10 protein-coding genes are annotated in these 11,906 nt (G+C 68.5%); 1 reads left to right on the top strand and 9 read right to left on the bottom strand.

Annotated elements, in window-relative coordinates:
• Positions 1-331 precede the first annotated feature (331 nt).
• The 9 genes from NFC98_RS06755 to NFC98_RS06715 form a co-directional block, all read right to left on the bottom strand.
• Positions 332-1,822: a tripartite tricarboxylate transporter permease gene (locus NFC98_RS06755; RefSeq protein WP_254277338.1), complete on the bottom strand. Its 1,491-nt coding sequence runs from the start codon at positions 1,820-1,822 to the stop codon at positions 332-334.
• Positions 1,823-1,843: 21 nt separating this feature from the next.
• Complete coding sequence (locus NFC98_RS06750; protein ID WP_183331414.1) at positions 1,844-2,326, bottom strand: tripartite tricarboxylate transporter TctB family protein; 483 nt, start codon at positions 2,324-2,326, stop codon at positions 1,844-1,846.
• 110 nt (positions 2,327-2,436) lie between these two features.
• Positions 2,437-3,432, bottom strand: coding sequence for a tripartite tricarboxylate transporter substrate binding protein (locus NFC98_RS06745; RefSeq protein ID WP_254277337.1), 996 nt, complete (start codon positions 3,430-3,432; stop codon positions 2,437-2,439).
• 150 nt (positions 3,433-3,582) lie between these two features.
• Positions 3,583-4,350 carry a response regulator gene (locus tag NFC98_RS06740; RefSeq protein ID WP_254277336.1) on the bottom strand — a complete coding sequence of 256 codons (768 nt, stop codon included), beginning with the start codon at positions 4,348-4,350 and terminating at the stop codon, positions 3,583-3,585.
• Between the two features lie 50 nt (positions 4,351-4,400).
• Positions 4,401-6,095, bottom strand: coding sequence for a sensor histidine kinase (locus NFC98_RS06735; RefSeq protein WP_254277335.1), 1,695 nt, complete (start codon positions 6,093-6,095; stop codon positions 4,401-4,403).
• 62 nt (positions 6,096-6,157) lie between these two features.
• Complete coding sequence (gene cobA, locus NFC98_RS06730; RefSeq protein WP_254277797.1) at positions 6,158-6,943, bottom strand: uroporphyrinogen-III C-methyltransferase; 786 nt, start codon at positions 6,941-6,943, stop codon at positions 6,158-6,160.
• Between the two features lie 226 nt (positions 6,944-7,169).
• Positions 7,170-8,630, bottom strand: a complete 1,461-nt coding sequence (locus NFC98_RS06725) for a sodium-dependent transporter (protein ID WP_254277334.1) — start codon at positions 8,628-8,630, stop codon at positions 7,170-7,172.
• Between the two features lie 180 nt (positions 8,631-8,810).
• Positions 8,811-9,914 carry a 4-hydroxyphenylpyruvate dioxygenase gene (gene hppD, locus NFC98_RS06720; protein WP_254277333.1) on the bottom strand — a complete coding sequence of 368 codons (1,104 nt, stop codon included), beginning with the start codon at positions 9,912-9,914 and terminating at the stop codon, positions 8,811-8,813.
• 262 nt (positions 9,915-10,176) lie between these two features.
• Positions 10,177-10,488, bottom strand: a complete 312-nt coding sequence (locus tag NFC98_RS06715) for an MTH1187 family thiamine-binding protein (protein ID WP_183331428.1) — start codon at positions 10,486-10,488, stop codon at positions 10,177-10,179.
• A 169-nt stretch (positions 10,489-10,657) separates the two neighbouring features.
• Here NFC98_RS06715 and cfa point away from each other — a divergent pair, with 169 nt between their 5' ends.
• Positions 10,658-11,809, top strand: a complete 1,152-nt coding sequence (gene cfa, locus NFC98_RS06710) for a cyclopropane fatty acyl phospholipid synthase (RefSeq protein WP_254277332.1) — start codon at positions 10,658-10,660, stop codon at positions 11,807-11,809.
• The last annotated feature ends 97 nt before the right edge of the window (positions 11,810-11,906 follow it).

Genomic DNA, 11,906 nt, shown 5'->3' with positions numbered 1-11,906 from the left:
GGGTCGTTGTTGTGTGGCAACAAGACAAAGCAAGGGCTGCGCCATCAGGCGACATTCCCACGAAAGACTCGATATAACAGCAGGTTGCTTGACAGGACCGGCGGCTCGCTGGCCCCGGTCTGCACCCGTCCGGTGCAGGAGACCCCGGGGATCGGCCGTCCCGTGCACCGCGCCTGCCGCGCCGCCCGCCCCGCTGCACTCCCGCGGTGCGCGCCCCGGTCCGGGGCGATGCAACCGGCCCCCGGCGCTCGAGGCGCCCTCCCCGACCCACAACGCAACAGGGGCGCCGAGGGTATCGGCGCCCCTGTCGGGGGTCACGGCAGGCGAAGGCTCAGGCCAGGGCGCGCTGCAGGGCCTTCCTGGCCAGCGGCAGCGCCAGGGAGAGCAGCGCGATGACCAGCAGCACCAGAGAGATCGGCTTCTCGACGAAGATCATCCAGTCGCCGCCGGAGATCTGCAGGGCGCGGCGCATGGACTCCTCCATGATGTTGCCGAGGATCAGCGCCAGGATCAGCGGCGCGGCTGGAAAGCCGAACAGCCGCATGCCCAGGCCCAGCAGGCCGAAGCCAAGCAGCAGCAGCAGGTCGAAGACGCTGAAGCTCATGCCGTAGACGCCGATCATGCAGAAGATCAGGATCAGCGAGAGCAGCAGCGGGCGTGGCAGGTCGAGGATCCTGGCGATCAGCGGGATCAGCGGCAGGTTGAGCACCAGCAGAAAGATGTTGCCGATGTACATGCTGGCGATCACCCCCCAGAAGACGTCCGGGCGCTGCTCGAGCATCATCGGCCCGGGGGTGACCCCCATCACCAGCAGCGCGCCGAGCAGCACCGCCGTGGTGCCCGACCCGGGCACGCCCAGGGTCAGCAGCGGCACGAAGGAGCCGGTGCAGGCGGCGTTGTTGGCGGACTCCGGCGCCGCCACGCCCTTGATGTTGCCCTTGCCGAAGCTGTCGCCATCCTTCGCCAGGCGCTTCTCCATGCTGTAGCCGAGGAAGGAGCCGATCGTCGCGCCGGCCCCGGGCAGTACCCCGGTGAAGAAGCCCAGCACCGAGCTTCTGCCGATGGGCCCGGCGATCTCCTTTACCTCGCCCCGTGTCAGCCTGAGCGAGCCGATGGCGTTGCGTGGCTGCTCCTTGCCCCCGCCGCCGCGCAGCAGCATGACGAACACCTCGGCCAGCGCGAAGATGCCCAGCGCCACCACCAGGAAGTCGATGCCGTCGAGCAGGTGGGCCGAGCCGAAGGTGTAGCGCTCGGTGCCGGTCTGCAGGTCGATGCCCATGATCGAGATCATCACCCCAACCACCGCGGCGATCAGCCCCTTGACCAGCGACTTGTCGGAGAGCGAGACCACCGCGGTCAGGCCCAGCACCATGAGAGCGAAGTACTCGGCCGGACCGAAGCTGACCGCCACCTTCGACAGCAGCGGGGCCACCAGCATCAGGAAGACGATGGAGATGGTGCCACCGATGAAGGAGGCATAGGCGGCGATGGCCAGCGCCTTGCCGGCCATGCCCTGCTTGGCCATGGGATAGCCGTCGAAGGAGGTGGCCACGGTGCCCGCTACGCCCGGCGCGTTGAGCAGGATCGATGAGGTGGAGCCACCGAAGATCGCGCCGTAGTAGACCCCCGCCATCAGGATCAGGCCCGACGAGGGCTCCATGGCGAAGGTGATGGGGATCATCAGCGCCAGCGCGCTGATCGGCCCCAGGCCGGGGAGCATGCCGATGATGGTGCCGGCGAAGACGCCGAAGAAGACGTAGGCGATATTCATGGGCTCCAGCGCGATGCCGAAGCCGTACATCAGGTTGTTCAGGGCTTCCATGGGATCACTCTCTCCAGCCGGTCAGAACGGCAGCACGCCGGTGGGCAGGTAGACGTCCATGACCCGGGTCATGGTCAGGTAGAGGGCCAGCACCACCCCGAGGATGGCGGCCAGGTTGACCCCGTGGCGGCGATAGCCGTAGTAGGCGGTCAGGCCGACACCCAGCAGGGTGGAGGCCAGCACGAAGCCCACCGGCACCAGCAGCAGCGCATAGGCGGCGATCGCCAGGGCGGTGACCACCACCCGGGACCAGGGGCGCAGCAGCAGCGGCCGGGCCTGTTCCTCGGGATCGGGCGCCGGCGGTGCGTCCTGGGCCTGGGGGCGTTCGAGGAACAGCAGCAGCGACAGCCCCAGCAGGGTGAAGCCGAGCACCTTGGGAAAGAGGTCGGAGTCGATGGGGCGCGGCAGCGGGAAGGCCGGGATCTGCCAGGCCATGGCCAGGTAGCCCAGTGCCACCAGCGCCAGGAGCAGCGCCAGGATCTGGTTGGAATTGAGTCGTGTCATGGGAATCGTTCCCGGCCCCCGCCCGAGGCGGAACGGGGGACCAAGTGGCTGAGGTCGGGTGGCCCGCCCCGGGGAGACGGGGCGGGCAGGGATCGCGGGGTCAGGAAGGCTCAGTCGCCGAGCAGGCCGAGCTCGCCGAGCACGCCGCTGAACTGCGCTTGCTGGGCGTCGAGGAAGTCACCGAAGGCCTCGCTGTCCTGGTAGGCGTCGAGCCAGCCGAGCTGGTCACGGGCCTGCTGCCAGCCGTCGGTCTCGAGCATCCGTGCGAACAGCTCCTCGTAGTAGGCCACGGCCTCGGCGGGCATGTCGGGGGTGCCCATCACGCCGCGCCAGATGTCGAAGGTGTAGTCGATGCCCTGCTCCTGATAGGTGGGCACCTCGGCCAGCGGGCCGCCCATTCGCTCCGGCGACGAGACCCCCAGGGCGCGCAGCTGGCTGCCCTCGCCGAGCTGGCCGGCCGCCTCGCCCGCTCCGGTGATCACCGCCTCGACGTGGCCGCCCATCAGGCTGGTCATGGCCTCGCCGCCCCCGGAGAAGGGAATGTAGTTCACCTCGGCGGCGTTCAGCCCGGCGGCCGAGGCCAGGCCGGCGATGGAGATATGGTCCATGGAGCCCGGGGCACTGCCGCCGCCGACGCTCAGGCCCGGGTCCGCCTCGAGGGCGGCGAACAGGTCGTTGAGGTCCTGGTACTCGGAGTCGGCCGGCACCAGCACGATGGAGTAGTCGGTGATCAGGCGCGCGATCGGAGTGAAGTCGGTGTGGTCGTAGCGCGAGGTGCCGGCCAGCGGCACCAGGATGATCGGCGGGCTGGTGGCGAAGAGCTTGTGCGGGTTGCCGCTGTCGCGGGCGATCTGGGCCCAGGCCACCGCACCGCCGCCGCCCGGCACGTTGATGGCGGCAAAACTGCGCTCGGCGAGCCCCTCCTCCTGGATCACCCGCGAGGTAGTGCGCACCAGGGTATCCCAGCCGCCGCCGGGGTTGGCCGGGGCGATGAACTCGATGTTGCGGGTCGGGGTCCACTCCTCGGCCTGGACGGCGCCACTCAGGCCGGCCAGGGCGGCGATGGGCAGGACGAGGGCGGCAAGGCGTGTGGTCTTGACGGTCATGGCGTTCTCCGGACGATTCACTGTTGTTGTCTCGGCTCGATGCGTCGGGGCACCGGCATGCGTCAGGAACGTTAGAAGAGCCGAACGGTCACCACAAGTTTATGACCATAAACGATAAAAAGGTCGTTCTGGTCATTGTGTTCATTCTGTTCACGCCCCGCCCTCTCCCCGCCAGGGCCCCGCGTCGCCGGTCAGCCGGTAGCGACGCTCCGGCCGCCCCACGTCACCATAGCCCAGCTCGGCGGAGGCCACCTGCACCGAGACCAGGAACTCCAGGTAGCGACGGGCCGTGGAGCGGCTGGCACCGATGTGGCGGGCCACCTGCATGGCGGAGAGCGCGGCCCCGGCGGTCTCGATGGCCGCGACCACCGCCTCCAGGGTCAGCCGGTCGATGCCCTTGGGCAGGCTGCGGGAGTCCGCGGCCGGCCTGGCCTCCGGCCGCAGCCGGGCCAGGGCGCGGTCCAGCTCCTCCTGGCTCATCTCCCCCTGGGCCGCCAGGGCCGTGCGCTCGCGGCGGAAGCGCGCCAGCATCTGGGCCATGCGCGAGGCCTCGGTGGGCTTGATCAGGTAGTCGAAGACGCCGCCGCGCAGCGCCTCGCTGATGGTATCCACCTCCCGGGCCGCCGTGACCATCACCACGTCCATGTGCAGGTGGTCGCGGCGCAGCATCCACAAAAGCTCCAGCCCCTCGACGTCCGGCAGGTAGGCATCGAGCAGCACCAGCTGGATGCGTTCGGCATCCCGGGCCAGCAGCGCCCGGGCCTCGGCGGCGGAGCGCGCCATGCCCACCACCCGGAAGCCCTCGCTATGCTCGATGAAGGCACGGTGGATCTCGGCGATGCGGAAGTCGTCCTCGATGATCAGGACCCCGTACTCCGCGGGGGATGGGTCTCCGGCGTCATGGCCGTCGTGTCGCATCGGCTCTCCCCTGGTGTCGTGATTGTCGTGTCGGCATGCCCGTGGCCCGCTCAGGGCTCACTGGGCAGCGGGGGGCGGCACAGCGACCGGTCGAGCACCACCGTGAAGCAGGCGCCGCCCAGCTCGCTCTCCTCCAGGGTGATCGCGCCGCCATGCGCCCGGCAGAGCCGCGCCACCAGCGCCAGGCCGATGCCGCGATGCTTGCCGGGCTTGGTCGAGAAGCCCTCGGTGAAGATCGCCTCGACGTGCTCGGCGGCCACCCCGGAGCCGTTGTCCTCCACCTCGATCAGCAGCTGCTCGCCGAGGTCGGTGAAGAAGAGCCGTACCCTCGCCCCCTCCCCGTCGTCGCGGCGCTCCTGAAGGGCGGCGTGGCAGGCGTTGTCGAGCAGGTTGCCGATCACCGTCATCAGCACCTCCTGGCCGGTGGCGGTGAGCGGGGTGGAAAGCGAGCTCTGGTCGTCGATCTCCAGCCGCACGCCGAGCTCGCGGGCGCGGGTCAGCTTGCCGAGCAGGGTACCGCTGATCACCGGATCCGCCACGTGGCCCATCAGGAAGCTCATCTGCGCCTGGGCCCGCTCGCTCTCCTGATGGATCAGCGCCAGCGCATCGGCCACGCGGCCGAGCTGCAGCAGGCCCGAGATGGTATAGAGCTTGTTGGAGAACTCGTGGGCCTGGGCGCGCAGCATGTCCACGTCGCGACTGGCGGCGCTGAGCGCATTGGAGAGGTCGACGATCTCGCGTCGGCTGCGGAAGGTGGCCACCGCCCCCTCCACCTCACCGCCGTGCATCACCGGCACCCGGTTGACCACCACCGGATGGTCACCCAGCCACATCTGCTGGTCGAACTGCTGCTCGCCGCGCTCCAGCACCTCGAGCAGTCGCGAGTTGGGGACCACCTCGTGGATCGGGTTCCCCAGCACCTCGCGCTCGGACGGCAGGTCGAGGAAGCGCCGCGCCTGCTGGTTGACCAGGGTGATCGCCCCCTCCCGGTTCACCGCCAGGATGCCCTCGTGGATCGACTGCAGGATGGCCTCCTTCTCCATGGCCAGGCGGGCAATCTCGTGGGGCTCCAGCCCCAGGATCACCCGCTTGAGGTGGCGGGACAGGCCATAGGCGCCGGCGAAGCCCAGCAGGATCATCGCCGCCACGAGCCACCAGCCGAGGCTGGTATGGCGGCCCACGTCCAGGGCGACCCGGTCGAGCATGAAGCCCACCGAGACGATGCCGATGATCCTGCCCTCGGCGTCGACCACCGGCGTCTTGCCGCGCACCGCCTCGCCCAGCGAGCCCTCGGCCTCGGAGACGTAGGACTCCCCGTGCAGCAGGGCCCGGTCGTTGTCACCGCCGACCATGGGCAGGCCGAGGCGCTCGGGCAGCGGGTGGGAGTAGCGGATGCCGTCGGTATTGCCCACCACCACGTAGCGCGCCCCGGTCTGGCGACGGATGCGCTCGGCGATGGGCTGGATGGTGGCCGCAGGGTCCTGGTCGGCGAAGGCCGCGATCAGTTCGGGAATCACCGCCACGGACTTCGCCACCGCCAGGGCACGCTCACCCATCTGGTCGGCGATGATCTCGGCCTTGCGGTGGTTGAGGTAGGCCCCCTGGGCCAGCAGCATGGCGGCCAGCAGCACGCCCACCAGCAGCATCACCTGGAGGCGGAAGCTGCGGGTCAGCCAGTGGCGGCGCGCCCGGGGGCGGCGCAGCCGCCTGACCTCGGCGATGGGGTCGGCGGGTCGGGACGGCATGGGGTGGACTCGATGACGAAAGCCCCAGTATCGCACGTCCCCCAAGGTGTCGGCACCCGCCCTCAGCCGCCCCGCCCGGTGTCCCAGCCCTCGGCCATGGCACGTTCGGCATCGAACCAGGCGAGGCGATCATGGAGGACCACCACCCCGCCGACGATGATCAGGGTGGGCGGCTTCAGGGATTCGCCGCGCAGCGCCGCCGGCATCCCGGCCAGGGTGCCGCGATGCACGCGCTGGCGGGCCGTACTGCCCTGCTCGATCAGGGCCACCGGGGTGTCGGGCGCGAGACCCTGGGCGACCAGCTGGCGACAGATCTCCGGCAGCCCGTGCAGCCCCATGTAGAAGACCAGCGTCTGGCCGGGGCTCGCCAGGGCGGGCCAGTCCAGGTCGGCGCTGCCGTTCTTGAGGTGGCCGGTGATGAAGCGCACGGACTGGGCGTGGTCACGATGGGTCAGGGGGATGCCGGCATAGGCCGCACACCCCGAGGCCGCGGTGATGCCGGGGATCACCTCGAAGTCGACCCCCGCCTCGGCCAGGGTCTCGAGCTCCTCGCCGCCCCGGCCGAAGATGAAGGGATCGCCGCCCTTGAGGCGCACCACCCGCTTGCCCGCGCGGGCCCAGTCGACCAGGGCCCGGTTGATGTCCTGCTGGGGCAGGCTGTGGTCGGAACGCGCCTTGCCGACATAGAGTCGCCAGGCATCGGGGTTGGCCAGGGCCAGCACCTCCTGGCTCACCAGGCGGTCATGCAGGATCACCTCGGCCGCCTGCAGGCGACGCAGCGCCTTGAGGGTCAGCAGCTCCGGGTCGCCGGGACCGGCCCCCACCAGGCTGACCCGGCCGGGAGGCATGGCCGTCCCCGGCGGCAGATCGCCGGGCGTCTCGCCCCGGCCCGGGTGTCGCTGCGAATCGCGCTGCATATTCCTTTAACCTCAAAAATTACTTTCCCGTTATTCGCCAAGGTAATTTAAGAGAGGCGCGTTTTCCACTCGCCGCTGGGCACAAGGATATAACGAACACCCTGAACGAGCTCGCCCCCGGTGGCGGGGGCGAGTCGAGGACATGGCGACGCGTCGATCAGCCGTGGCGAGGGCGCCTCAGGCGCGGGCTGGCCATCTCCCCCACCAGGGTCAGCACCACCAGAGCGCCCAGCAGCCAGGGCCAGTGCAGGGCGAACTCGACCCGGGCGATGCCCAGCGCGTCGATGAACACCACCAGGATCCCCAGCGGGCTGACATAGCGCACCATCAACAGCCAGAGCGAATACCAGGCCGGTGACAGGCCGAGCTCCTCGCGGAAGATCTCGCTTCTGACCACGAAGCCGGCCAGCAGCGCCATGCCCAGGCCGCCCAGCGGCATCATCCAGCGTGAGGTCAGATAGTCCAGCCAGTCGAAGGCATGCTTGCCGGCCAGTGTCCAGTCGGCGCCCAGGTTGAAGGAGAGCATGGCCAGGGTGCTGATAAGCCACAGCACGATACCGGTTCCCCAGGCCGCGGTACGGCGCGTGAACCCCTTGCTGTCGCAGAGCCAGGAGACGGTCGCCTCGACCATGGAGATCGACGAGGTCAGCGCTGCCATGGAGAGCATCACGAAGAACAGAATGCCGAACAGGGTCCCCAGCGGCATCGCCTGGAAGGCCAGCGGCAGGCTCATGAAGATCAGCCCCGGCCCCTCGCCCGGGTCCATGCCGTTGGCGAAGATCACCGGGAAGATCGCCAGGCCGGCCATCAGCGCCACCAGGGTGTCGGCCAGCGCCACGCTCAGGGTGGTGCGGGCGATAGAGGCCCTGGCCGGCAGGTAGCTGCCGTAGGTGAGGATGGCACCGGAGGCCAGCGACAGGGTGAAGAAGGCGTGCCCCAGCGCCGCCAGCATGCCGTCGCTGGAGAGGCTGCCGGCATCGAAGACGAACAGGAAGCGCAGCGCCTCGCCGAAGCCGCCGGAGAAGACGCCGTAGACGATCAGCACCAGCAGCATCACCACCATGCCGGGCATCATCCAGCTGACGCTCTTCTCGATGCCGGCCTGTACCCCCCGGCCGACGATGAACATGGTGGCCAGGGTCACCAGGGTGCTCCAGAAGCCGAGGTTCCAGGGGTTCTCGTTGTTGGCGACGAAGATCGCCACCATGTCGTCCACCCCGCTGCCGGCCAGGCCGCCGGTGAGCATCTTCCACAGGTAGGAGAAGGACCAGCCGGCCACCACCACGTAGAAGGAGAGGATCATGAAGCCGCACAGCATGGCCATCCAGCCCAGCAGCGACCAGGCCGAGGTGCGGCCCGACTCGGTCACCACCCGGCGCACCGCATCGATGGGGCTGCCGCGTCCGCGCCTGCCGAAGGCGATCTCGGTCATCATCACCGGGACCCCGACCGCGAGGATGCAGGCCAGGTAGACCAGCACGAAGGCACCGCCACCGTACTCGCCGGTCATGTAGGGAAACTTCCAGATATTGCCGAGCCCCACCGCGGAACCGGTGGCCGCCAGCACGAAGCCCCAGCGGCCCAGCCACTGGGTACGGGATTGTGTGTTCGTTGTCATTTCACACCAGAGGGATCAGGGATGCCTTGCCGTCGCCGACACGAGGTTACGGCGGTGAAAGCCGCCAATTCTGACGGATCCTGTGGCGACTTGGCAGTCAGGCAAGGGATTATTGTTGTGTCTGTCCGGTATCGCAGGGCATCCCGGGAGGCCCTCGCGGGCTCCCGGGATGCCTGTTGATCAGTCGGCCTTGAGCACGCCGCGGCGTATCTGGTCCTCCTCGATGGATTCGAACAGGGCCTTGAAATTCCCCTCGCCGAAGCCGTCATTGCCCTTGCGCTGGATGATCTCGAAGAAGATCGGCCCGATCACCGTCTCGGTGAAGATCTGCAGCAGCACCCCCTCGTCGGGCCCGCCGTCCACCAGCAGGCTCAACTCGCGCAGGTCCTCCAGCCTCTCCTGGTGGTTCGGCACCCGCTGGTCGACCTTCTCGTAGTAGGTGTCCGGCGTGGTCAGGAAGGCAACCCCGTTGGCCTTGAGGGCACGGACCGTGGCGTAGATGTCATCGGTGGCCATGGCGAGGTGCTGAATCCCCTCCCCGTTGTACTCGCGCAGGAATTCGGCGATCTGGGAGGTGTCGTCCGCGGACTCGTTGATCGGGATGTGCATCTTGCCACAGGGCGCCGTCATCGCCCGGGAGTGCAGCCCGGTCATCTTGCCCTCGATATCGAAGTAGCGGTTCTCGCGGAAGTTGGCGATACGGGTGTAAAAATCGGCCCATACGTCCATCTGGCCGCGGTCGACGTTGTGGGTGAGGTGGTCGAGCACCGTCAGGCCAACGCTGTTGTCCTGCGGCGTGCACCCCTCGTGGGCCACGAAGTCGATGTCGTAGATCGTGCGACCCTGATCATCGACCCGGTTGTCGACGAAGTAGAGCAGCGAGCCACCGATCCCCTTGACCGCCGGGATTCCCACCTCACCGGGACCCACCGGGTTCTCCACCGGCTCGGCGCCATTGGCGACCGCATGCTCGAAGGCCTGCCGGGCATCGGCTACCCGCCAGGCCATGGCACAGGCGCTGGGGCCGTGCACGCGACCGAACTCGGCGGCGTGGCTGCCCGGTTCGGCGTTGAGCACGAAGTTGACGCCTTCCTGCTGGAACAGGAAGACCTGCTTGGAGCGGTGCCGGCGGGTCTCGGTGAAGCCCATCTGGCGGAAGAGGCGCCGCAGGGCCTCGATGCCTTCGGCGGTCGGCGCGGTGTACTCGACGAACTCGAAGCCATCGGTTCCGATGGGGTTGGCCGGCCCCAGGGAGGTGCGAGGCTGGTGTGCGGGAGCATTCATGTCGGGTCTCCAGGGGTTGTTGTTGTGGACGTGTCGTCGCCTGTTGCAACTGTCCTCAGCCTAGGGCCCCGCGACCGCCTCCGGAACCGCCCTCAGGGCCACCCGGGTCCGCTGCCCCCGAGCGCCTTCCCATCCTGGCGTAACGTTTTCCTTACACCCCCTCTCCGGCTCCGCGATGTCGCCACGGAAGTGGCAAGAAATCCTGACACCCCGTCACGAAAGCCTGACACAGGATCGCCTCGTCATGCGGCGCCGGAGCACCCTAGGAGGACTCTCCGCCCAGCAGCGCCTCCACGCTGGCCACCTTGTCATCCATGTGCTGCTCCCGGTCGGTGCGGGTGCCGAGCTTGATCGTGGTGGTGATGCGAGGCGCCCCCATCTCGTGCACCACCTCATGACAGCGCTTGACCACCGCCATCACCTCGTCCCAGGGCCCCTCGAGGTTGGTGCCGTAGGCGTGCATGCGGTGCTCGAGCCCCGAGGCCCGGATCACCTCCTGACAGGCGGCGATCTGCGGCGAGACCGAGACGCCCACGCCCAGCGGGACGACGCAGAGATCGATGATGACGTGCATGGCGTTGACTCCTTTGCCGAATGGCAGGTGACGACAGGGGGAGGCATTTCTCCCCGTCTTTTTGGCTGGTCTATGCTCAAGGTTAACCGCGCAGGGGCACCGAGCGTACCCTCCGGCGACGGTGCCAGCCGCAGAAGACGCGACAGACCTGCTGGACCAGGAGGACTCCATGACCAGTGACACCCGCATCGGCCCCATCGCCCTGCCCGACACCCGCGCCCGCCACGTCATCCAGCAGCTGCTCGAGGGTTCCGGTGTCGCCCTCAACGGTGACGCCCCCCAGGACCTGCGGATCTACCACCCGGAGTTCTTCTCGCGGGTGCTGCGCCAGGGCACGCTCGGCCTGGGCGAGGCCTATATGGATGGCTGGTGGGAGTGCGAGCGGATCGACGAGATGGCCTGCCGGCTGCTGCGCCACGGCCTCGGCGAGCGTGCCCACACAACCACCGAGCGGCTGAAGTATCGCCTGCAGTCCGGCTTCTTCAACCTGCAGAGCAAGGCGCGCGCCTACATCGTCGGCGAGGCCCACTATGACCTCGGCAACGACCTCTTCGAGCGGATGCTCGACCCCACCATGTGCTACTCCTGCGGCTACTGGAAGCAGGCCGAGACGCTCCACCAGGCGCAGCTGGCCAAGCTGGAGCTCGCCTGCCGCAAGCTCCAGCTCAGCCCCGGCATGCGGGTGCTGGATATCGGCTGCGGCTGGGGAAGCTTCGCCGAGCATGCCGCCCGCCATCACGGCGTCGAGGTGACCGGCATCACCATCTCCCGGGAACAGGCGGAACTCGCCCGGCAGCGCTGCCACGGGCTGCCCGTGGAGATCCGGCTGCAGGACTACCGCGACCTGGAAGGCCACTACGACCGCGTGGTCTCCATCGGCATGTTCGAGCATGTGGGGCACCGCAACTACGTCACCTACTTCCAGACCGTCGAGCGGCTCCTCGACGAGACGGGGCTCTTCCTGCTGCATACCATCGGCTCCAACAGCTCGGAGATCAGCGCCGACCCCTGGGTGAACAAGTACATCTTCCCCAACGGGGTGCTGCCCTCGGCCATGCACATCGCAAGGGCCAGCGAGGACTACCTGCTGATGGAGGACTGGCAGAACCTCGGCCCCGACTACGACCCCACCCTGATGGCCTGGCTCGAGAACTTCGACGCCCGCTGGAACGAGGTGGCGGCGAACTACAACGAGCGCACCCGGCGGATGTTCCGCTACTACCTGTCTGTCTGCGCCGGCGCCTTCCGCTCACGGGACCTCCAGCTCTGGCAGGTGGTCTTCTCCCGCGGCCGCCGGGGACGCTACGACGCCCCGCGCTGATCCCCCAACCGAGGGGAGGACTGGCGCTGGACACAACCCCGGTCGGCCCCGACTACGACCCCACCCTGATGGCCTGGCTCGAGAACGTCGACGCCCG

The sequence above is a fragment of the Halomonas sp. 3H genome (assembly GCF_024206005.1).
GTDB lineage: Bacteria > Pseudomonadota > Gammaproteobacteria > Pseudomonadales > Halomonadaceae > Halomonas > Halomonas campaniensis.
Note: the sequence above shows the minus strand (reverse complement) of the source record. Positions and strands in the feature narration are given on the sequence as shown.